Source organism: Rosenbergiella australiborealis (assembly GCF_018494035.1).
Lineage (GTDB): Bacteria > Pseudomonadota > Gammaproteobacteria > Enterobacterales > Enterobacteriaceae > Rosenbergiella > Rosenbergiella australiborealis.
Map to the genome: position 1 here is coordinate 25,161 of NZ_JABBFO010000004.1, position 24,023 is coordinate 49,183.

At 44.8% G+C, this 24,023-nt stretch carries 16 protein-coding genes; 5 read left to right on the forward strand and 11 right to left on the reverse strand.

All coding sequences use genetic code 11. From position 1 onward, the window contains the following. Entirely contained in the window at nt 1–2,121 is a 2,121-nt protein-coding gene (rlmKL, locus tag HGT73_RS05960; protein WP_214212758.1) for a bifunctional 23S rRNA (guanine(2069)-N(7))-methyltransferase RlmK/23S rRNA (guanine(2445)-N(2))-methyltransferase RlmL, read from the reverse strand. A 101-nt stretch (nt 2,122–2,222) separates the two neighbouring features. Between rlmKL and HGT73_RS05965 the strand changes: the two genes are divergently transcribed. Next, nucleotides 2,223–3,341 carry a YcbX family protein gene (locus tag HGT73_RS05965; RefSeq protein WP_214212759.1) on the forward strand — a complete coding sequence of 373 codons (1,119 nt, stop codon included), beginning with the start codon at nt 2,223–2,225 and terminating at the stop codon, nt 3,339–3,341. A 1-nt stretch (nt 3,342) separates the two neighbouring features. Here HGT73_RS05965 and HGT73_RS05970 read toward each other — a convergent pair whose 3' ends face one another. The 3 genes from HGT73_RS05970 to pepN form a co-directional block, all read right to left on the reverse strand. Further along, complete coding sequence (locus tag HGT73_RS05970) at nt 3,343–3,888, reverse strand: cell division protein ZapC (RefSeq protein WP_214212760.1); 546 nt, start codon at nt 3,886–3,888, stop codon at nt 3,343–3,345. 134 nt (nt 3,889–4,022) lie between these two features. Beyond that, nucleotides 4,023–5,033 (reverse strand): quinone-dependent dihydroorotate dehydrogenase, encoded by a 1,011-nt coding sequence (gene pyrD / locus HGT73_RS05975; protein WP_214212761.1) that lies wholly within the window; start codon nt 5,031–5,033, stop codon nt 4,023–4,025. A 148-nt stretch (nt 5,034–5,181) separates the two neighbouring features. Continuing rightward, the gene (gene pepN / locus HGT73_RS05980; protein ID WP_214212762.1) at nt 5,182–7,797 is read right to left on the reverse strand and encodes an aminopeptidase N; all 2,616 of its coding nucleotides are present in this window, start codon (nt 7,795–7,797) and stop codon (nt 5,182–5,184) included. Nucleotides 7,798–8,053: 256 nt separating this feature from the next. On the opposite strand from pepN, the gene pncB reads away from it, so the two are divergent. From pncB to HGT73_RS06000, 4 genes are all read left to right on the forward strand, one after another. After that, nucleotides 8,054–9,259 carry a nicotinate phosphoribosyltransferase gene (gene pncB / locus HGT73_RS05985; protein ID WP_214212763.1) on the forward strand — a complete coding sequence of 402 codons (1,206 nt, stop codon included), beginning with the start codon at nt 8,054–8,056 and terminating at the stop codon, nt 9,257–9,259. A 123-nt stretch (nt 9,260–9,382) separates the two neighbouring features. Then, nucleotides 9,383–10,783: an asparagine--tRNA ligase gene (gene asnS, locus HGT73_RS05990; protein WP_214212764.1), complete on the forward strand. Its 1,401-nt coding sequence runs from the start codon at nt 9,383–9,385 to the stop codon at nt 10,781–10,783. 242 nt (nt 10,784–11,025) lie between these two features. Then, a complete protein-coding gene (locus HGT73_RS05995) occupies nt 11,026–12,105 on the forward strand; it encodes a porin (protein WP_276516117.1) in 1,080 nt (359 codons plus the stop codon). Between the two features lie 149 nt (nt 12,106–12,254). Next, entirely contained in the window at nt 12,255–13,448 is a 1,194-nt protein-coding gene (locus HGT73_RS06000; RefSeq protein ID WP_214212765.1) for an amino acid aminotransferase, read from the forward strand. A gap of 31 nt (nt 13,449–13,479) precedes the next feature. On the opposite strand, the gene HGT73_RS06005 is transcribed toward HGT73_RS06000, so the two are convergent. The 7 genes from HGT73_RS06005 to cmoM form a co-directional block, all read right to left on the reverse strand. After that, nucleotides 13,480–14,118: an MBL fold metallo-hydrolase gene (locus HGT73_RS06005; protein WP_214212766.1), complete on the reverse strand. Its 639-nt coding sequence runs from the start codon at nt 14,116–14,118 to the stop codon at nt 13,480–13,482. Between the two features lie 8 nt (nt 14,119–14,126). Beyond that, nucleotides 14,127–14,684: a YcbK family protein gene (locus HGT73_RS06010; protein ID WP_214212767.1), complete on the reverse strand. Its 558-nt coding sequence runs from the start codon at nt 14,682–14,684 to the stop codon at nt 14,127–14,129. Nucleotides 14,685–14,837: 153 nt separating this feature from the next. After that, on the reverse strand, nt 14,838–16,598 hold the full coding sequence (gene ldtD, locus HGT73_RS06015; RefSeq protein WP_214212768.1) for a L,D-transpeptidase: 1,761 nt from the start codon (nt 16,596–16,598) through the stop codon (nt 14,838–14,840). A gap of 142 nt (nt 16,599–16,740) precedes the next feature. Beyond that, the gene (mukB, locus tag HGT73_RS06020; RefSeq protein WP_214212769.1) at nt 16,741–21,198 is read right to left on the reverse strand and encodes a chromosome partition protein MukB; all 4,458 of its coding nucleotides are present in this window, start codon (nt 21,196–21,198) and stop codon (nt 16,741–16,743) included. Next, complete coding sequence (gene mukE, locus HGT73_RS06025) at nt 21,195–21,920, reverse strand: chromosome partition protein MukE (protein WP_214212770.1); 726 nt, start codon at nt 21,918–21,920, stop codon at nt 21,195–21,197. Before mukE ends, mukB begins: the two co-directional genes overlap by 4 nt. Then, nucleotides 21,901–23,223, reverse strand: a complete 1,323-nt coding sequence (mukF, locus tag HGT73_RS06030) for a chromosome partition protein MukF (protein ID WP_214212771.1) — start codon at nt 23,221–23,223, stop codon at nt 21,901–21,903. Before mukF ends, mukE begins: the two co-directional genes overlap by 20 nt. Then, nucleotides 23,220–24,005: a tRNA uridine 5-oxyacetic acid(34) methyltransferase CmoM gene (gene cmoM, locus HGT73_RS06035; RefSeq protein ID WP_214212772.1), complete on the reverse strand. Its 786-nt coding sequence runs from the start codon at nt 24,003–24,005 to the stop codon at nt 23,220–23,222. Before cmoM ends, mukF begins: the two co-directional genes overlap by 4 nt. Nucleotides 24,006–24,023 lie beyond the last annotated feature (18 nt).

Below are 24,023 nucleotides of genomic sequence, written 5' to 3' on the forward strand. Positions count from 1 at the left end.
TTATGATTCCTCACCCACACGCGTGACTAACCAGCAATTGTGAATGTGTTTGTTACGAGAAAAATCTTCAGATTGTGTTTTCGCAGTAATATCGCGTGCTTGTAAACCGACCGCCTGTAAGCCGTCGTGATCCATGCGAAAACCACGTTTATTATTAGAGAACATGATGGTACCGTTTGTACGCAGCAAATATTGTAGATCGGTCAGCAACGACAAATGGTCACGTTGAACATCAAAACTCTCTTCCATCCGCTTTGAATTCGAGAACGTTGGCGGATCGATAAAGATAACATCAAAGGTTTCACGCGACTCTTTAATCCAGCTCAAACAATCCGCCTGGATTAAACGATGTGATTGCCCAGAAATATTATTCAGTTGAAAGTTACGCTCAGCCCATTCTAAGTAAGTCCGTGACATATCGACTGTCGTTGTCGAGCGCGCGCCGCCTAAGGCTGCATGAACACTTGCGGTACCGGTATAGGCGAAAAGATTAAGAAAATCTTTATTATGGCTCATCGCACCTAACATTTTACGAGCCAAGCGGTGGTCAATAAATAATCCCGTGTCGAGATAATCGGTCAAGTTCACCCAAAAACGCGCATTAAATTCACTGACTTCAAAAAAATCATTTTTCGTCGCCAGTTTTTGGTATTGCTGAGTGCCTTTTTGGCGCTCACGCGTCTTGAGCACTAGCTTATTCGCCGGTAACGACAGCACTTGTAGGGTCACGCTAATCACGTCAAATAGACGTTGACGGGCCTTTTGCATATCGATAGTTTTCGGAGGAGCATACTCTTGTACGACAACACAATCTGCATAGCGGTCAATGGCGATATTATAGTCGGGCAAGTCTGCATCATAGATACGATAACATTCGATACCCTCTTGCTTAGCCCATTTGTCTAATTTTTTAATATTTTTCCGTAGACGGTTAGCAAAGTCCGGTGCCAACTCTCCGACAGTCTGTCCTTCAACCATCGCCCGTAATTTGTAATTCTTTTGTATACAATCAAGTGGGCCATTTTTCGCCTTAAATTGACGGTCAGCACGCAATTGTAAACAATCAAGGAGTTCCGGCGAACCGCTAAATATTGAGAGATTCCACCCTCCAAATTGGGCCTTAAGAATCCGACCTAATTGACTATGTAACGCGATTAACGCAGGCTCATTTTCTAAACGTTCACCGTAAGGTGGGTTACTGATGACCGTGCCGGCTTCCCCCTCGGCTTGAGGGTTTTTCAGTTGCAAGGCATCTTGACGTTTAAAGCTAATGAAAGGTGCAACGCCTGCACGTCGGGCATTGGCCTGTGCGCGTTCGATGACTTGTCCATCATTATCATAACCGAAGAAACGGATTTGCTTCCCTTGCATCCCTAGGTTTGCGCGTTGCTGCGCTTCAGCAATTAACTTATCCCATTCCGCCTGATTGAATTTTTTCCATGCGTAGAAGCCCCAGTGGTCACGTAATAAACCAGGAGCTCTATCAGCCGCCATCATCGCTGCTTCAATTAGTAAGGTGCCTGAACCACACATCGGATCAACCATCGGTGTACCGGCTTTCCAGCCCGAACGCATAATGATTGCCGCAGCTAAGGTTTCTTTTAACGGGGCTTGTCCGGTCGCGTGACGATAGTTACGTTGATGCAAGGCATCACCGCTTAAATCGAGAGAGATACTGACCTTATCACGATGTAACCATGCATTGATCCGGATATGAGGATAGTCCCGATCTACGTTAGGGCGAGGTAGATTTTTACGCGTAAAACTATCAACAATGGCGTCTTTAATCCGTAGGGCACCAAACTGGCTGTTACGGATTTCATCATTCGTACCTTGGAAGTGGATAACAAATGAGGATTCTGCGTCGAAGATTTCATCCCACGCAATAGATTGGGCGCCGACGTAGAGGTCAAGGTCACTAAAAACGTTGAATTCTCCCAGCGGTAACATGATACGAGAAGCAATACGGCTCCATAGGAGACTACGGTACATCACTTCATCGTTGCCAGTGTAGTGAACACCTCCTGGTACCAGTCGTAATTCTTGAGCACCGAAGCCCTCAAGTTCTGTTTTTAAAAGTTCTTCCAGTCCACGACCGGTGCTGGCAAAAAGAGAATTCATAATAATATCTTTAATTCGGAAAATTTGTGCTTAGTATAGCGAATCGCGGCGCTATGTCATAAAGTTACTGCAATGGATACGACTGAAAGAGACACCTTTTAATGATTACCCTCTCTAAATTGTTCACTTACCCTGTCAAGTCAATGCAAGGAACACAGCTTTCGCACGCACTGGTGGAGGCCACTGGGTTGACGTGGGATCGTAATTTTATGCTGACATTAGAAGATGGCACCTTTATTACCGCCCGTAAATATCCTGAAATGCTCCGTTTTACACCGACTATAACGCGAGATGGTCTCTACCTCGTTGCCCCAGACCAACAACATGCTTGGATAACGGTGAACGATTTCTTATCGGCTGACTTCCCTACCGAAGTATGGGGGAATCGTTTCGACGCAAAAATTGCGCCCCAAGCAATCAATACATGGTTGAGTGGCTATTTTCCTCATCCTGTACAACTCCGTTGGATAGGCGAAAAACCCCAGCGCAAGATCTCTAAACGCCCTGAATATCCACTCTCATTTGCCGATGGCTACCCTTTTTTATTAGTCAATGAAAGTTCGTTAGCCGATTTACAAAATCGCTGTTCAGCGGGCGTTCATATCGACCAGTTTAGAGCGAATATCATCGTCACCGGAGCCCTTCCTTGGCAAGAGGATCATTGGTCGATAATCCGTATTGGGGATATTGTTTTCGAGGTTGCAAAGCCTTGTAGTCGCTGTATTCTCACGACGGTCAATAGCAAAACCGCTCGTAAACACCCAAATGGCGAACCAATGCGAACATTAGCACAATTTAGGGAAGCGGCTGATGGAACGGGAGCCATCGATTTTGGATTGAATTTGATTGCGCGAAACAGCGGGATTATTCGTGTCGGCGATGAAATGAGCGTATTGCAAACAAAATCTCCACGGCTCTATGCCGAAAAGACGCCGTTAGCTGATAGTGAAGTCGCCACGCTTCCCCCGGAAAAAAACGTAGAAATTGAATTTTCTGGGCAACGGTTTATGGGTAACAACCAACAAATTTTATTAGAGCAACTCGAACTTCAGGGGTTTTCTATTCCCTACTCCTGTCGAGTAGGAAGCTGTGGAAGCTGCCGTTTGACAAAAATCACTGGTGAAGTGAAAGCCCTAAACGCTCAGGCAAGTTCTGCATCACAGATCCTAAGTTGCAGCTGTATTCCGGCCAGTGGCCCGTTACGACTCGAACTCGACTAAATTATCCCACCTTTTCCAACAAAAGAGATTGCTCGGGCTGCCAAGCCATTAAACGGTCATTCATAATTTTGATCGCATCGCCTAAGTATAAGGATTTCCCACTGTTTAACAGTAGCTCAGGTTGTGCGACGATACATAAAGAAGCCTGTGGGTTGCTCTCTACCACCAGTAGTAACGCTTGCTTATTATTACTGGTGAGTTCCGTTAAGACTAGCTCACCGGTTGTTGGCTGAAATGAGCGTTGGCGCGGAGTGAAGTGCCAACTCTTAGGCATTTGCGGTTTGAGGAAACGATAAGCAATTAAGCTATTGATAATCAGTTGTTGCGCTTGTTCATCGTCAAGCTCAATACTTCGGCAAGTTTCTTTGAATTGATAGAAGAGCGCCGCGTCATCCACGCAAAAAGGATGAGATGAAAAAGCATCTGGAATCAACATCTTAGATGAAAAACGAGAGGTAAAAGTACTTCCATTATTAAAATCCAAGATCACTGCATCTTGTTCTTTATCGTATTGCCATTGCCAGCAGTCATCGGGTATAAAATGCATTGATTACCCCTAAATATTATTGAGATTAAATAGATATATTCGACCTAATTTATTTATCTATTAAAAACATGAATGAAATATAAACGACACCGCACAAAAAATAAACCATTATTTCTGTGCGGGCTCAATATTGATTAAATTCCCGACACGATAGTTTTAATAAGTTTTGGGCCGTGATAAATAAATCCGGAATAAACTTGTAATAAAGTTGCCCCAGCAGCTTGTTTTTCTTTTGCCGCAATCAGCGAGTCAATGCCACCAACGCCGATAATCGGTAAGGCTCCGTTCAATTCGCTATGTAGACGAGTAATAATTTCTGTCGATTTCTGTTGTACCGGACGCCCACTTAACCCCCCCGCTTCATTGGCATGCGGCAAGCCGGTAACCAAGGAACGGTCGAGAGTGGTATTAGTGGCAATCACACCGTCTATATTATGTCGGACTAAACTGTCAGCCACTTGAATCAATTCTTCAATAGTAAGATCTGGCGCAATTTTTACCGCTATGGGGACATATTTTAAATGGCGTTGTTGAAGGTCACGCTGCTTATTTTTAATGGCTGCCAGTAATTCATCAAGGGCCGCCCCATATTGTAGTGAACGTAATCCCGGCGTATTTGGTGAAGAAATATTGACCGTAATATAGCTGGCGTGTGCATAGACTTTTTCCATACAGAGCAAATAATCATCACTGCCTTGCTCCACCGGTGTATCTTTATTTTTACCAATATTAATGCCCAAGATTCCACGGTAACGCGCTTTTTTTACATTCTCAACAAGCTGGTCGACGCCGTGATTATTAAATCCCATACGATTAATAATTCCTTCAGCTTGCTCAAGGCGGAACAATCTTGGCTTGTCATTTCCGGCCTGTGCACGTGGCGTCACCGTTCCAATTTCAATAAAACCAAAGCCCATTGCGGCAAAAGCATCGATACATTCACCATTTTTATCTAATCCTGCCGCTAATCCCACAGGATTGGGGAAGGTGATTCCCATCGATTGCACAGGTTTGCTGATTAAACGTTGAGTGATCAGCGTTTCGAGAGGTGTTCCACTTATTTTTTTTAACGCATGTATGGTTTGTTCGTGCACTTTCTCGGCATCAAACTGGAACAGTGCAGAACGAATTAATGGATACAACATTTCCCCTCCAAAATGGCTGACAATAGTGATAGCAACAGACTTCAGTCAGGGGGGGATGGTAGCAGTTTTACACAGAAAGTAAATTTTACTTGCATGGGTAGGTAAGATACGCGCCAGGCATGATGCCCAGCGCGTGTTCAGAGGCCTATTAAGCCGCTAGAGCTTTGGTAATTTTCTCATATAAATCACGTGATAGATGTTCAAGTTTTAGTAACTGTTCTAACGCATTACGCATTAATTTTTGACGATGTTCATCATAACGTTTCAGTCTAATTAAAGGCTCAATCATCCTTGCGGCAATTTGGGGGTTACGATGATTGAGATCCGTCAGCATTTCGACAAGGAACTGATAACCGGAGCCATCTTCTGCATGGAAAGCTGCGGGATTCGCTGAACAGAAAGCGCCAATCAACGAACGCACACGATTTGGATTCTTCATGGTGAACGAGCGATGGTTCAAAAGCTGACGTACAAGATCTAATACCTGTGGATCAGGGCGTGTCGCTTGTAAAATAAACCACTTATCCATAACCAATCCATCTTGATGCCAACGCTCATCCCATTCCGTCAATAGCTGCTCTGCGGCAGGAAGCTGTGCAGCAACTGCGCTGCTAATTGCTGCCAGCGCGTCAGTCATATTGTTAGCGTTATGATATTGTGTGACGGTCAGTTGCTCACCAAGTTGGGGATCGGAAAAAACTAAGTATGACAGTGCGACATTTTTCAATGCGCGCTTGCCAATGTCCTCTTCTGTTACTTGATAATGTTCACATTGATTCTGTTGATAAGCCGCCTTTAATTCATCTGCGAGTGCCGTCGCAAGCAGTTGTTGCAGAGAGGCTCTCACTGCCGCAATTGCAGTAGGATTAATCACTTCAAACCACTCAGCAATTTCATTTTCAGAAGGCAGTGTGAAAATTTGAGCCTTGAGTGCAGGGTCGATCATCTCATCCGTCAATACGGCGCTGAACGCATCAACCACATGACGAGGTACAGAAAGTGCCTGCTGCTGAGCAAAACGTGAAATATTCAATTTAAGATAGATGGCTAATAAACTTTGTGCCGCATCCCAGCGTGAAAAGGCATTGCGGGCATGTTGCATAAGGAAAGTGAGCTGTGAGTCGCTCCATTGATAATGCAGTTTTACTGGCGCAGAAAATTCACACAATAACGCAGGAGTTGGTTGAAACCAGACCTTATCAAAAACAAAAATCTGTGTAGACTCCGTCACATTGAGAACGGGATCGATCGCTTCTCCTTTATATTGTAGAGGGATAACCTGCCCTTCGTTATCATACAATTCAATAGATAATGGAATGTGGAGCGGTTTTTTCTCCGCTTGATCGGCTGTTGCCGGAGTCTCTTGCGTTACCGTGAGTGTATAGGTTTCTGTATTGGGATCGTAATCGTCCTCAACCGTCAGAATGGGGGTACCGGATTGACGATACCACTGACGGAATTGTGTTAAGTCAATACCAGAAGCATCTTCCATGGCTTTAACAAAATCTTCACAGGTCGATGCGCTGCCGTCATGACGTTGGAAATAGAGAGCAATACCGGCTTGAAATTTTTCTTCGCCCAACAAAGTATGCATCATCCGGATGACTTCTGACCCTTTTTCATACACGGTCAACGTGTAAAAATTGTTCATTTCCATCACTTGCTCTGGACGGATTGGGTGAGCCATTGGGCTTGCATCTTCTGCAAATTGCGCGCCGCGCATCACACGGACATTATCGATACGGTTAACGGCGCGTGACCCTAAATCAGAGCTAAACTCTTGGTCACGAAAGACTGTTAATCCCTCTTTTAGACTAAGCTGAAACCAATCTCGGCAGGTAACGCGGTTACCACTCCAGTTATGGAAATATTCATGACCGATCACGGCTTCAATGTTCAAATAATCTTTATCGGTGGCGGTTTCGGGTTTGGCTAACACATATTTGGAGTTAAAAATATTTAACCCTTTATTCTCCATCGCCCCCATATTAAAGAAATCGACAGCCACAATCATGAATATATCGAGGTCATACTCAAGATTAAAACGTTGCTCGTCCCACTTCATACTTTGCTTAAGTGAAGTCATTGCCCATTCTGCACGGTCGAGATTACCTTGATCAACAAAGATTTCGAGCGCCACCTGACGTCCAGATTTTGTTGTAAAGACGTCACGGAGTACGTCGAATTCCCCGGCAACCAATGCAAACAGATAGCACGGTTTAGGGAACGGATCTTGCCATTTTATCCAATGTTGGCCATTGTCAAGATCTCCTCCGTCAATCCGGTTACCGTTTGAAAGTAGGTAGGGGTACTGATGTTTATCGGCATAAATGGTCGTTGTAAAACGAGCCAAGACATCCGGGCGGTCTAAATACCAAGTAATGTGATGAAAACCCTCTGCTTCACATTGTGTACAAAGCGCCTCACCTGATTTATAAAGGCCTTCCAAAGCAGTATTTTGATCAGGGTGAATGGTATTTTCAATCTCAAGTTCAAACAGATCAGGGACACCACGCAGCAGTAAGTTGCCCTCTTCTATAGAATAGTCCTGCCATACGGATCCATTAATTTTCACACTGATCAGCGTGAGATCTTCACCTTGAAGAAGCAAGTCTTTCGCAGACGCTTCACAACGCTTCACTTGACTTATTGCCAATACCTTGGTGGCTTTTTCATCCAAATGAAACGTTAAATCAATATCGGTAATGGTAAATTCGGGTGCCGTATAATCTTTACGATACTTAACTTGTGGTTGCTGTGTCATGCAATGTCCGTATGAATGAATAGAGTGATAAGACAAAGTCTAGGCGCTCTCTATAACAGATTCCAGTCCCTAGCAGCAAGTGATTATCAGGACAAACATAATTTTAACAATTAGCACGAATTAATCTCGATTTAGAGAATGATCTATGGTGTGATTCAATTCACTTTTCAGTGCGACACGTTATACTATTGCCTGAACAACACCTTTTTCTGCCGGGCTGCAGAGTGATACTGTTTAAAGGATGCTGATAAGCACTATGAAACCACTTGCTTCTCCGATATTGACCACACTGCTTGATACTGATGCGTATAAACTGCATATGCAGCAAGCTGTGTTTCATCGCTATCGACATTTATCCGTTACCGCCGAATTTCGTTGCCGGGGCGATGAGTTACTCGGTATTTATGCTGAGGAAATCAACACGCAGATCGCGCTAATGGAACAACTGGTGTTAACTGACGAAGAATATCGTTATTTAGCCTCACTACCCTTTTTTACTATTGATTATCTTAACTGGCTAAAAAACTTTCGTTTTAATCCTCATCAAGTCACGGTAAGTGATCAACGAGGAAAATTGGTATTAACTATTTCAGGCCCGTGGGTAGAAGTTATTCTTTGGGAAGTCCCTCTGCTAGCCCTGATATCTGAAATCGTTCATCGTCACCGTTCTCCTAAAGTGACTGCGGCTGACGCTCTTGCACTGCTTAATACCAAACTCGCTCAATTTAAAGCCGATTCCGCTGACTTAGATATGTCACGTTTTAAGTTAATGGATTTTGGCACGCGCAGACGCTTTTCACGCTCAGTCCAAGATGCAGTGGTCGCAGATTTAATCGGGCAAGTACCTTGGCTAGTAGGGACGAGTAATTATGATATTGCCCGTCGTCACCAACTTGCACCGGTAGGTACCCAAGCCCATGAATGGTTCCAAGCGCATCAGCAAATTAGCTCCGAGTTAGCCCATAGCCAACGAGCAGCGCTTCAGGCTTGGCTTGAAGAATATAACGATATGTTAGGTATCGCGCTCACCGACTGTATCGCTACCGATGCATTTTTACGTGATTTTGGTTTTAATTTTGCTAACCGTTACCAAGGTGTTCGTCACGACTCGGGGGATCCGATAATATGGGGTGAGAAAATCATCAAGCATTATCATTCATTAGGTATCGACCCACGGGATAAAACGTTAGTCTTCTCAGACAGTTTGACTTTAGAGAAAGCTTTGGAACTTTACCGTCATTTTGATCCCCGTATTAATATCATTTTTGGTGTAGGCACCCGCTTAACCTGTGATCTTCCTGGCGTCAATCCACTGAATATCGTCATTAAATTAACCAGCTGTGACGGTAAACCTGTAGCAAAATTATCCGACAGCCCAGGAAAGACCATTTGCCAAGACGTCTCGTTTGTCAAAGCTCTTGAAAAAGCCTTCGACTTACCGAAGATTAATTGTACCGGCTAGCCTATGGCCAGAGTTAATCTGGCCCCATCTGTTTTTTTCTATCAATTTGCTTCTTTACTTAGTCTGTCTGTGTAACATATCCTATATAATTCAATAGTGATTCCATCAAACAGAGAGATAATTATGAGCATAGTGCCTGTCGTGGACGTGCTAGACGGCCGTGTAGCTGTAGAGTCAGAAGTTACAGTACGCGGCTGGGTACGTACCCGTAGAGATTCCAAAGCCGGTATTTCCTTTATCGCCATTTACGATGGCTCCTGCTTTAATCCCGTTCAGGCGGTCGTTAATAATTCGCTTCCTAATTATCAAAACGAAGTTTTACATTTGACCACTGGCTGTTCAGTTGAAATTACTGGAACGGTTGTGGCATCGCCTGGACAGGGCCAATCCTTTGAATTACAAGCTACCCACGTTAACGTTGTGGGTTGGGTAGAAGATCCCGATAGTTACCCGATGGCAGCCAAACGCCATAGTATTGAATATCTTCGTGAAGTCGCGCATCTACGCCCACGCACAAACCTTATCGGTGCGGTTGCTCGTGTGCGTAATACCCTTGCCCAAGCTATTCATCGTTTCTTTAACGAACAAGGGTACTTTTGGGTATCGACCCCACTGATCACTGCATCGGATACTGAAGGTGCTGGTGAACTATTTCGTGTTTCTACATTAGATCTGGAAAACTTGCCACGTAACGATCAAGGCAAAGTTGACTATAGCCAAGACTTCTTTGGTAAAGAGGCATTTTTAACCGTTTCAGGTCAGTTAAACGGCGAAACCTACGCAAGCGCACTCTCTAAAATATATACTTTTGGTCCGACGTTTCGTGCCGAGAACTCAAACACCAGTCGTCACTTAGCTGAATTCTGGATGGTTGAACCTGAAGTTGCTTTCGCACATTTAGATGATGCAGCAGCCTTAGCCGAAGCAATGTTAAAATACTGCTTTAATGCCGTATTAAAAGAACGGGGAGACGATCTTGCGTTCTTTGCAGAACGTGTCGATAAAGATGCTATTACCCGTTTAGAAAAATTCGTCAGCAGTGATTTCGCGCAAATAGACTATACCGATGCGATTGATATTCTACTCAAATCAGGTCAAGCCTTTGAAAACCCTGTTGAATGGGGAATTGATCTCTCTTCTGAGCATGAACGTTACTTAGCAGAGAAACATTTTGCTGCCCCCGTAGTTGTTAAAAACTATCCGAAAGATATTAAAGCTTTCTATATGCGTTTAAACGATGATGGTAAAACTGTTGCCGCTATGGATGTCCTCGCACCAGGTATTGGTGAAATTATCGGTGGTTCACAGCGTGAAGAGCGTTTAGATGTCCTTGACCAACGTTTAGCAGAGATGGGGCTTAACAAAGAAGATTATTGGTGGTATCGCGACTTACGTCGCTACGGTACCGTGCCCCACTCAGGCTTTGGACTAGGCTTTGAGCGCCTTGTCTCCTATGTGACCGGCGTGCAAAACGTCCGTGATGTGATTGCCTTTCCCCGAACGCCTCGCAGTGCAAACTTCTAAATATCTCAACACAAAAAAATCCGCTTCGGCGGATTTTTTTTTGCTCATTGATTGAGATCATTGTGCAAAATGAAAAGTAACTCTATGTTACTTTTTGATACCATTACAAATGTGATATCTATCTTCATTTCGTTACGACACATTTGTACGGCGTGTACTTATTGCTGTTCAATACAACCCCGTAAGGGTCTTTTAAATCTAAAAACATAATAAATATATTAATAATGCCAACGAGGGTATTAATGATGAAGCGTAAAATTCTTTCTCTACTCATGCCAGGTCTCTTAGCGATATCATCAGCACAAGCTGCTGAAATTTATAACAAAGATGGTAATACCTTAGATTTATACGGTAAAGCTGTTGGGCTGCATTATTTTTCAGATGATAGCAGTAATAATGGCGATTTTTCCTATGTGCGTTTCGGCTTTAAAGGCGAAACGCAAATCAATGATAGCCTTACGGGGTATGGTCAATGGGAATACAACGTTCAGGCGAACAACAGCGAAGGGAGTGATGCACAAAATGGTAATACTACCCGCCTAGGCTTTGCTGGGTTACGTTTCAATCAATATGGTTCAATTGATTATGGCCGTAACTATGCGGTGGCTTACGATGTATTGAGCTATACCGATATGTTGCCAGAATTTGGAGGGAATTTTAGCTACACGGACTCCATGACAGGACGGACCACTGGGGTTGCCACTTACCGTAATGCCGGTTTCTTTGGATTAGTGGAAGGATTGAATGTAGCGGTTCAGTATCAAGGCAAAAATGAACGTACTGACACGCAGCTTTCAAACGGTGATGGTTGGGGCGTTTCCACAAGCTATTCCCTACCCTATGGCTTTGGTATTACTGGGGCATACCAACAGCAAAACCGATTAGCTAGCCAAAACAACCTCAGTTACGGACGTGGTGATACGGCTAGTGTCTGGGGTGCGGGAATTAAGTTTGATAAAAGCCCCTACTATGTTGCGGTAACCTATGCTGAAGGCCAAAATGCAACACGTATTAGTAGCGATATTAATGGTGTTTCTAAAGTCGGTTTTGCTAACAAAACACAAAACTTTGAAGCTATCGCGCAGTATCAATTTGATTTCGGTCTGCGTCCTTCACTGGCCTTTATACAATCCAAAGCTAAAGATGTTGAAGGTATTGGCGATGTTAACCTAGTTAAATATATTGAAGTCGGTACTAGCTACTACTTCAATAAAAATATGTCGACGTATATTGATTACCGTATTAACCAGTTAGGAAGTGATAACAAACTGGGTAACAGTAATAGTAATGTTATTGCGACAGGTCTTGTTTACCAATTCTAAGGCATTACGAGGCAGCTACTGATGCGTGAATACCGCTCAGTAGCACCTCATTCTTAAGTCTAAATAATCATAATTTTATTCTTTAACGGTTGTACCGACTTTAGCATATCGCTACCCTAAGCCTACGATACTTCAATTCGGATTTTATTATGTTTGAATCAATTCCTGCTGCACCGGCTGATCCTATTTTAGGACTCGCTGATCTGTATAAAAGTGACCTTCGCCCAAATAAAATTAACTTAGGTATAGGTGTTTACAAAGATGAAACGGGGCTCACCCCTGTCATGATCAGCGTTAAAAAAGCTGAACAGCAGTTATTAGAAACTGAAACAAGTAAAAATTATCTCAGTATTGAAGGCTATGCATCCTACGCGCAAGCAAGTCAACGTTTGCTTTTGGGTACAGAAAATCCGCTACTTGACAGCCAATGTCTCTATACCGCACAAACGCCTGGCGGTACGGGTGCATTACGTGTTGCGGCTGACTTTCTTGCCCAACACACTACGACTAGACGTGTGTGGGTCAGTAACCCAACGTGGCCGAATCATCACAATATTTTCGCAGCCAGTGGATTAGAAGTCGCGACTTATACTTATTATCAGCCAGAGACACACACCTTTGATATCGCAGCGATGTTAGCAGCTCTGGAGTCGGCAAAAGCAGGTGATGTTGTGGTTTTACATGGCTGCTGCCATAACCCAACTGGCATTGACCCTACCCCTGAACAGTGGCAGCAACTTTCGGCGTTTATTCAACGTAAATCTCTTTTACCTCTCTTTGATTTCGCTTATCAAGGTCTTGGCCAAGGCCTGGACGAAGATGCACAAGGTTTACGCCTATTTGCTGAATCCCATCAAGAATTTATCGTCTGCAGTTCATACTCTAAAAACTTTGGATTATATAATGAACGTACAGGAGCATTTACTTTACGGGCAGCCACACCGCAAGCAGCTAGCGATGCATTTAGCCAAGTGAAAGCGGTGATCCGGGCCAACTACTCGAACCCGCCGTCACACGGGGCAGCGGTAGTAGCAACCATTCTCAATGACCAGACTTTAAGAACTATTTGGGAACAAGAACTCTTAGAGGTTCGCCAGCGGATCCAACGTATGCGTCAACTCTTTGTACAAACCCTGCAAGAAAAAGGTGCTACTCAGGACTTTTCCTTTATCAACAGGCAAAACGGCATGTTTTCGTTTAGTGGCTTAACTAAAGAGCAAGTGACACGGTTACGTGAAGAATTTGCGATTTACGCAGTGGCTTCAGGACGAATCAATATTGCTGGGATGACGCCAGAAAATATGTCCCGCCTGTGTGAGTCGATCATTACGGTTACGCGTTGACCTTTTTGCCCGGCAATCGCCGGGCAAAATATTAACGTAGAAATGGATTAGTGACTCGTTCGTGGCCTAATGTCGAACGGGGACCATGGCCAGGAATAAAAGTAACGTCATCCCCCAACGGTAATAATTTTTGTTCGATAGACGTTATTAAGTGTTGTGCATTCCCGCGAGGGAAATCTGTGCGTCCCACACCGCCTTTAAAGATCACATCACCAGAAAAAAGTAGACGTTGCTCAGCATAATAAAAAACAATATGCCCGGGGGTATGACCTGGACAATGTAATACTTCAAACTCGCAAGCACCCACGCTAACGTAATCACCTTCCGCTAACCACTTATCGGGATAAAATACTGGGCAAGGTGGGAAACCGAACATCGCACTTTGCTCAGGCAAGCTATCGAACAAAAAGCGATCGTCTTGGTGGGGACCAATCATCGGTACTCGATAATGCTCGGCTAACACATTCGCTGCCCCGACATGATCGAGATGACCATGAGTCAGCAAAATCTTCTCAATTTGAATCGGTTGCTGAGCAACAATTTGAATAATTTTTTGCGCGTCGCCACCGGGATCAATGAGAACGGCTTTCATCGTCTTATTACAGATCACTAAGCTACAATTCTGCGTAAACGCAGTTACCGGAATCAGTTGGTAAGTGAGGGAATCCATGTGTAACCTTATGACCAATGCCGAACCGGTCCAGTATCAATATGAACAAAATTGCTTTTCGGATAATAACCTACGCCACCCGCATTCATTTTTAGAGCAGCTTTACGCACGTTATTCAATGCAATACCTTCGATATGAAAATCCATCGCCTGCCCTAACGTATGATAGCTATGTTTAGCGACCCCACTACGCGCGCTGCGACTACGCAATTCATCATTTGTCGCAATACTGCGAAAACCAGACACTAGCTGGATAGGTTTTTTCGTTTCAAGCATAACTTGCAAACGGTAGATATGTTCAAAAAGATGAGGATCAATCGCATGAATTTTATCGGCGCGATAATCGCGGAAGAAATGGTTAAGTCGTACGAGTTCACTTGGATTATACGTTTTACCGTTGAAAAACTCTGCTTTTAAACTTTCCCCGGTATGGATGTTATTCAGTGTCAAGATCTTGGGACGAGAGGTCGATAACGAGGCTTGAGCAAACTGCGGTAAGCACGATAATCCCGCTGCAACTGAACCTAATAAAAGTAGTTTACGTCGATGAGAATCAATTTTTTCCATGGGCATAGCATCCGCGAGACAGAAGGGCAAAAAAACAACAGGGGAACCATACCCACACTGTTGTGCTTCGTCAAGACGCAGACATGATAACAGTCAACTTAATTACAGTTTGAAAGAAAATCAGCTGGCAGAATCGCCAGCTGAAGGATCATCCTATAACAAGAATTTTTCTGCATTAGCCAATGAACTCCAGCCTCCTCTCGCTAGCTGGTCATAACTGTAAATATCAGTTCTAAATTGTGCTTGGCCATCATCACTAATCCAAGCCGTGAGATAATACAAATTCACCGGAATACGATGACGGATAGCAATTGGACGTGTAACGCGACTGTCTATCGTCGATGCTATGCGACTCTGATCCCAGCCGACATCTTTCAAGAGAATTCCCGCAAGTTGTGCCGCTTTGTTGATCCGTACGCAACCAGAACTAATGGCACGAATATCCTGCTCGAAAAGCCCGTGATTGGGTGTGTCATGCAAATAGATTGCATCGGAGCTCGGCATATTAAACTTATAACGCCCTAACGCATTTTGTGGGCCAGGCGACTGTTGTACACGATAAGGGAACGCTGTCGCTGAGACGGTTTGCCAATTGACACTTGAAGGATTAACAGCTGTTGCATTAGCCCCCCATCCAGAATAGAGCGTGAAGTTATGTTTTTCTAAGTAACTTGGATCTCTACGCAGTTTTGGTACAAGATCTTCACGTATTAGCGTATTGGGAACTGTCCACGTTGGGTTGAGCACGACGCTATTTAACGCGCTACGCATCAGTGGCGTTTTCCTGTCTGGACGTCCAACAATCACACGCGACGATAAAATGGTCTTACCATCGACATAATAGTTAAGTGTATAGTTGGCAATGTTGACCATAATACCGTTATGCATATCATCAGGTAACAATCGTAGACGTTGCATATTAAGCGCCAATAATGTCGCTCGCTGATGTGGTGTGATATTCAGCCATTCACGGGTTTTTAAGCCAATTACGCCGTCATCCGTTAGTCCCTGCCAATGCTGAAAACGTTTTACTGCTGAAACTAATGCATCCGAGTAGATATCTTCGGCAGGGCCGCTGCTTGCAGGCGTTAGCATTGACGGCTGTGCAGGGGCTAACATACGTTGTTCACTCGGCGCTGGTTGCTGAGCCACTGGTTGACTTGTCGTCGGTACTGTTGCAACCGCCGCTTGTGCCTCGCTAAGCCAGCCGCCACGGACCAATAGCTGCCTTAATTGTGGTACAGAAGGATCACTGTCGCCAGGGCGTAACGTCCGACTCAAGTCTAGTTTTGGCCAAGGTTTATTATCAGCCAGTAACACTACCAAGGCTTTTTGCATGGACCGATATTGCGGATGTTGCGGGACTAGCCCATCAATGAAACTTTGAGTTGTGCCATGATTGACAGCTTGAAGCCAGCGATCGATTAACGCAGTGCTTGGCGCGCTTAAGTGAAATCCATTCGGGCCATAGAACCATGACTCACCCTGTGCTGGCGCTGCACTTACAAATTGTAGGTAACCTAATAGTGCATCGGATAAAATAACATCGCGGGCATCACTGGATAAATCGTTACGACTCAGTAGTGAAAGCCATCGTGCAAATTGCGGTTGGACGCCAGAGAGCGCTACTTCAGAAAGTTGCTGTTCAAAGCCACGAATTGCTTGGTCATCGCCCCACATAGGGAGAGAGTGATGTTGACGATAAACAGAAGTTAACAAACTGCCATAGTAAGGAGTGACGCCTGCAGGTAACGCTTGGTAAATCGAGACGATACGCTGATTAGCTGTTTTAATATGAGTGATCGGTGAGCTCGACTGCTCAGCGGCCGCTTCCGTTACCGATGAAAAACCGATAGCTAAAGACATTGTGCCAAATAGCATTACCGGTTTGAGCTGAAAACTCTTTAGAAACATCCCTGACTCCTTACCTTGTTGAGACACGCATCAAAAAGTTCAATGTTTTTTATTATTTTCTTCCTTTGAGTGTAAACGAAAAAACGACATTTGTTATAAACAAATGTCGTTCGATTCTTAAGTATTGATAATTTATCTTTATCTAACTAATGTCAGCCGTCGGCTGAACTGGAGGAGGTGTTATTGATGGTTCTGGTGAAAACCCTTTTAATCCAACAACATGAACATGTTCAACGTCATTAACCACTTTACGCATCAGTTTGTAAGTAGTCCCCTTTTCCGGACTAATATTTTCTGGTGCTGCGATCACTAATTGCATTTCAAGACGTTCACATAACTCAAAAAGCGTTGCAATTGAGCGTGCATCCAGACGTGCCGCCTCATCTAGGAAGAGTAAACGACAAGGTGAAATATCTTTACCCCGTAGTCGACGCGACTCATCTTCCCAGCTTTGTACGACCATAACGAGAATAGACATCCCTGTACCGATTGCTTCACCGGTTGAAAGCGCCCCACTCTCAGCGCGTAACCAACCATCAGAACCGCGATTCACTTCAACTTCCATTTCCAGATAATTACGGTAATCAAGAAGTTCCTCGCCAATCACTTGCGGCGTACGACTGCCTAAATCGATATGAGGATTGAGGCGTTGATATAATTTTGCTAATGCCTCGGAAAAGGTTAATCGTTGGCTATTGAACAGGTCTTGATGTTGTTCATGATCTTGAGCCAAGGTCTCCAAGAGGATCGAGTGTGCTTCACGGACATTGACGTTAAGACGCACACTATTCACTTGTCCGAACTTCACCGCTTGTAACCCTTGGTTCAATTGGCGAATCCGCGTTTGTTCGCGTTGGATCGTTTTACGAATAATATTCGCAGCACTGCGCGAGCTTATCGCCAGGGTTTGTTCACGAGATGTCAGCTCTTCGGTTAAACGATTAAGCTCAATTTCCATTTGTTCGATAGCTTCGATCGGGTCATCCGTACGAATAATATCTTGGCGGATACGTTCACGTAAGTGCTGGTAAACCGCGATAAAGAAACGAATTTTTCGCTCTGGATAACGGGGATCTTCGGAGAGCCGTAAAACATCACGCAGATGTTCATTATCGGCCACCGCTAAACGTAATGCGCCTAAAGCCTTATCGGACATTGAGCGCAGCTCATCGCCGCCTAGGTAAGCAAGCTCACGACGATGTAAACGTCTTTCAAGTCCATTTTCTTTAACTAGACGCAGAACTGTACACCAGCCAGCCTTCGCTGACACGACTTGGCTACGACTTTGACTGTAATCACGCTCTACCTTGCGTAAGCGTTTTTGTAAACTATCCATCTCCGCTTCACAGAAAGTGAGCTGTTTTTCTAATTGATGACGACGAGCACGGTTGTGACTTAACTGGTTATATAAGGAATCTCGTAGCTCTTTCGCTTGTAACTCGGCGTGTGGATCAGCTTTTGTACCGAGTGCCTGCATCTCTTGCTGCAGTTCAGCTAACATATCGCGTTTTGCATCATAAGAGCTCTTTAACGATGCAAGTAATTGACTACTTTGTGTTAATTGTTGTTGGTGCTGACGTAAACGTTCGCGAAGTTCTGCGCGTTCATTCTCGGCGTGGACTAACTGCTGACGTAATTTTTGTGTCAGATCGCTATTGCCGTCGAGCATTCCCTCGGCTTCAGCGTAGTTAAAATGCGCCCGACGTTGAACCACTTCCGTCAGAGAAAATGCCTGTTGGCGGTAGGTACGCTGTTGTTGCTGAGCCGCTTGATAATCCGCTTCGAGTTGCTGATGCTGCTCCGGATCGCTTTGTAACACAGCGATCATGGGTTCAAGTTTCGCTAATTTTTGCCCATATTGTTGCAGGAAACGTGCCGCATCTTGCGCTTCTTCAACTTGTTCGCGTAACGCTTCGCAACGGTCAGCTAAAGTATCGTCCAATAATAGACTGACTCGCGGTAATAAGCGATTCAACTGTGCAACACCTTCACGCGCACTTTCAAACTGTTGACGTTGCTGCTGTGTATTCGCCTCATGATTAGCCATCGCACGTTCAATATCGGTACGACGTGTGGTCAGTTGACGGATCTGCGCCTCAGGATCTTGTTCAAATACAATCGCTAGGTGGTTACCAATAAAACGACTGAATGACTGATGTAAACGTTGCGTTTTCTGAACGTCAAAGGAGAGCGTTGCATATTTTTCGCTAAGGGCATCTCGCTCTTGAGAAAGTCGCTCAAGCTCACTTTCCCTTGCAGCACGGCCAAATAACGGCACTTTTGGAAAGCGAGAATAACGCCATTGTCGCTCGGCAATTTTGACCACGACGGCTTTGTTCAGTTCTTCAACCGTAAAGACACTATCGTCAAAAGATTGTGGATCCCCTTCGATTAAATAAAGATCTTCCGGGCACTCTTCCAAATCCGCTAATAATGCTTGGATTGGAGCAAGTTCAGGTACCACAATAGCATGACGCGATGGGCCATATAACGCCGAGAAGTAAGGCGCATCTTCTAGGGTGACATCATCGTAAATCTCTGAGAGTAATACTCCCCCGAATTTCTCAGCCAAGTGATTAAGACGACTATCTTCCGCACCACCCGGTTGACTCAAACGTTCAATTTGCTGCTCGACCTGGCGTCTGCGACTGGCTATCTCATCACGCTCAACGGTAGTTTCACGCTCACGCTCTAGCAGATACTGCATATATTCGGTGACCTGACTACTTTGCGTAAAGACTTGCCCTGTCTGTTCGCTTAGTTGTATCAAGATCTCTTGTGCCGCTAACCAATGAGGTGCTTTATTGGTCAGCGTACTTATTTTCTCACGAATGTGATCCAACGATTGACGATGCAATAAACGCTGTTCACTTGCTTCGTCTACCCCCGCCGCCAGTTGTTCGATACGCGCTTCGTATTCGCGATGTAACTCTTCAAGCATTTCTGCGTCGAACTGCTGTCCTTGGCGTTTGCAGAACTCCGCCAGTAAACGTTCGGCATCATGTTGTTCACGCAAACGTTGTTCAAGTTCAGAAAGGCGTGCGCGTAGTCCCGGTAATTGCTCGGCAAGATGGCGTTGTTGCTGTGCTTGGCGTAAGGATTCTCGACCAACTTGCCACGCATCCGCACGATTTACCGTACCATTGATCTGCTGTACTAATTCATAAGCTTGATTAAATTGGCCATGCGCGGCTTGCGCAACACTAAGCTTTTGCTCCAGATTCAGCAGTAATTGGGTCGCTTCCTCTTCACGTGCTTGGAAACATGCCTGCCATTCTCCTGCATTATCAGCAGTTAGCTCATCGAGGCTACATACGTCCTTCGCACGTTGCAACGCTTTGATGGCTTGTTGGTATTGTATCGCCCGGGTTTGTTGCACATCGAGGGCTTGTTGGAAGTTGGCGAGCTGGCTTTTAAGTTCATCAACTTCTACCTCAGAGGCTTCAACATTGGCATGGTTCTCTTCGTTGATCTCTTGGGCTTCAGCCACCACTTCTTGCTGCTCTTCCAAACGATAAGAGAGCTCTTCGATTTCATTTTCGTAACGCTCAATTTTTTCCTGCTGGCGAACAGCATTCTGTACCACCGTGAGATGATCGCTAGCAGCCTGATATTCGCTTTCCAAATCCCCTTCTGCGCCGACATGCTCGGATAATTCACGCGCCATTTCAACATGACGGAATTGATCTGTTTTGAGCTGATGACGACCTGTCAGTAGCTCTTGGCGCAGTACAATTGCGCTATCCAAATTAATACGGCGATCATTCGCATGACGCATATAATCCGCGGCAACATAGTCTGTGGCTTCAGTGATCAAATGCTTGAAGAGATTCCGATCAGCCTGTGTGACCCGAATTGCCTCAAGAGTCATCCTATTTTCACGTAAGGCCCCTTCCATATCTTGGAAGGCCTTACGCACACCACCGTTTTCTGGCAATAAGTAATCACGCAGCGATCGAGTGATGGTGCTGGAAATCCCACCATAAAGAGAAGCTTCGATTAATCGATAAAATTTACTTCGGTCGCTTTGACTTCGTAAACGACGTGGCACAATACCATGATCAAACATCATACTGTGATAATCAGTCACCGAGCTGTAGGCTTTAAACGTCATTTGCTGTTGTGCGTCCAGCAGCTCTTTGACTTCAGTCAAAGGACGTACTTTAGCTTGACGACTGTTAACAATTTCAGTGAGTAAGTCAGTAGGTAAAGTATCTTCTGATAGATCGTGGATACTGAACGGCTTAATATCGACTTTCTTATCACGACCCGCAATTTGTTGCAGCCTGACACCCACCAGAGAGCGTTGCCCACGTGAATTGACCACATCCAAGACCGCGTAGCAGACGCCCGGACGCAGCTTGCCATGTAACCCCTTATCACGTGACCCAGAGGTTGCGCCAGCTTCGGTGGTGTTACGGAAATGAAGTAACGTTAAGTCTGGAATTAAGGCGGTAATAAAGGCCGCCATCGTCGTCGATTTACCCGCGCCATTCCCACCCGATAGCGTAGTGACCAACTCATCAAGGTCAAAGGTTCGGGCAAAAAATCCATTCCAGTTTACTAAAGTAAGCGAACGAAACTTTCCACGTTCAATCATGCGTCATCACCTTCTTGTTGCTCCTCAACACTCTCGTCGCGAGCACTCTCATTTTCATCATCAGTCAGGGCTGAGCTTTTTTCTAAATCTACCGCTTCACCTTCACGTATCAGGCGTAATTGCGCTTCGCGAGGGTCATCACTACTGCGAACTTCAGCACCAAAGCGGAACACCGATTCTTTAATTCTAAATTTGCTACTATCGTTCGCCATAAACCAAACCATGCCTAAACGACGTAGTCGGTTTAAAGAACCACGGACCTTATCGAGGAGCTTTGCTCTATCGATATCTGAACCCGTTGAGCGTTGATTCACAAAACGTAGCAGTTTACTTTCATCAGCCAAGCTGAGTAATTCGTCATACAGTTCTTGGAAGGTAAAAATCCCTTCGTTAGCCAATCGTTCTGGGCTGAGGTAGAGATAGCATAAGATTTTACCCACCATCATATCTAGCTCGGAGAGCACTGAACGCGCGATAAGCGTTGTTGAACGTGGACGAAGGTAGAAAAATCCTTCTGGCGCACGAACGAGTTCCACATGATAGCGAGCATAAAATTCAGCAAGTTCGTGCTCAAAATCCATCAATAAGGCATGTTGATCAAGATCTTCAAGACTAATATGGCGACCGGCGCGCAATTGACTGTCTAACGCTGGAAATAACGGGTTAGCGAGAGCTTGTGCCAATTTAACTGGCATCACTTGTTCAATATTTGTCGATGACATGTGCCTGCACCTTAGCTCCATATTCATTAATAGTTTGCCACTCAGCAGGTAATCCTGCTAAATCAGCTTGAGAAACTCCCAGTATCACCGCTTGGTCGACCACAATACGAGCGAGGTCAAAATGTCGGGCACGAGGATACTCGGCGAGATATTCTTTCATGACTTCGGCGAGATTGAGCGCTTTCCCTTCATTGCGGTAGACGTGCAATGCCTTTTCAATCATTGCAACAAGCTGCTCACGAATTTCGCTGAATTCTTCAAATTCCAGTTCGGGAGGAAGTTCACCCATCACTGCATCGTTACGTAATGTCATTTCGTCATCACGCATATCATACAAACGATCAGCACTGCTATAAGTGAGCGCCCAAGGCGCATCAAAGTAGCCCTGTACCGACTGCCTTAATCGCTGGGCGAAGACTCGATTTTTGTCTAAGTCGATGGCAGTACGGATAAATTTATGGACATGACGATCGTAACCGATCCACAAATCTATCGCTTGCTGACCCCAGCTGATAATCCTGTCCAATTTATTTTGTAGCTCAAAAATGAGTTTATCGAGATAGGCTAAATCGGGCACATTGTAGATAGATTCTTGGATCACAAGTAAATGGGTTTGCAGCTTATCTCCCGCAGCTTCCAAGGTATCTTGTAATTCACGTAAAGTGCCAGACGTCTCGGAGAGCAGCAGCTCACAACTTGAAATCGCCGCACGCCAATCTTTGTTCAGTAGGTCAGCAATTTCTTGTTTAATTTGCTGCTGCTGTTCGTCCATTTGACGTTGGGTCAAGTCAATACTGTCGAAGATTTCTGCTACCGAATATTTAAGAGGCGCAAAAACATTTCGGTGCCAGTGAATTTGGTCACCGTCTTGATGCGCATCATCAGCAGCACGTTTAAGTTCATGACCAACAATCGATAATTGCATCGATAACCGTAATGTGGAGAACTCTTTTTGTCGAACATAGTAATCGGTAATGCCAATCGCTAAAGGCGTTAAGCGATAAATAGCATATCCCTCAGCGTGTTCGGAGGTAAAACGATTCAAAATACGCTGTTTAACCATATCATTAATGGCATTATTCCCACGTAACTCGACCGTTTCATGGCTTTGTTCAAAAACGCGACTCACATGTTTGAACGCATCCAATAATTCACTTTCCGTCAATTCACCTTCCGTACGTTCACCGTTGAGTGTCGCAATGGCGAGCAAAAAAGCCAATCGCTCGACGGGAAGCGAGATTGCAAAATCACTTTTTCGAGCCCACGACACTAATTCAGGGATGGTCTGGGTAAAATCGCTCATAGCTCATCCTTTCTTACAGGCTTACGCGCCGTAACGTGTATATAACGCCCTAAACTCATAAAAGGTTCCTGACGACTGTAACGCCGCTCCATTTCTATAATGCCTTCTTCACCATTTGCAGAAGGCGGAAGATCGCGGATAAGGTCACTGAATACTCGAATTCCCGCTTTACTTTCTATTTCAAAACCGAGGTTGCGTAACCATAGTTCGACCTCAGCAGGATCTCGAGGGTAATCGGGCGAAAGCGTTTTTTTCTTTCGCTTCTTCATGTGCGCCTTTAAATAACCAAAATTCCCTAACGTTAGATTTTGCAGCGTTAAACCATGAACATTGTAAAACATCAATGATAACACGCCGCCTGGTGATAGCGTGTCGAATAAAGCCGCGAGTGTTTTCTCTGGTTCTGCGATCCACTCCAGCACGGCATGAAATAAGACAACATCAACCGGGCTGTCTAACTGACGCCCGACGTCTTGTGCCGGCGTTTGGATAAACGTCATCTGCGATTCAACACCGCGCTCCTGTGCATGCTGTTTAGCCCGTATCAACATCTGCTCAGAAACATCACATAACGTTATACGATGACCACGCTGGGCTAATCCCGCCGAGATTTGACCTATGCCGCCGCCAGCATCAAGAATTGATAGCGGGGTCTTGGGTAGAGTCGCTAAAATGGCCTCCAACTCTTCCCAAAGAATAACTTGACGTATACGTCCTTTAAGTGTGCCATAGATGTTCTGTGCAAAACGTTCTGCCAAGTCATCAAAATTCCGATCCATCATACTGATACTCCGCATAAA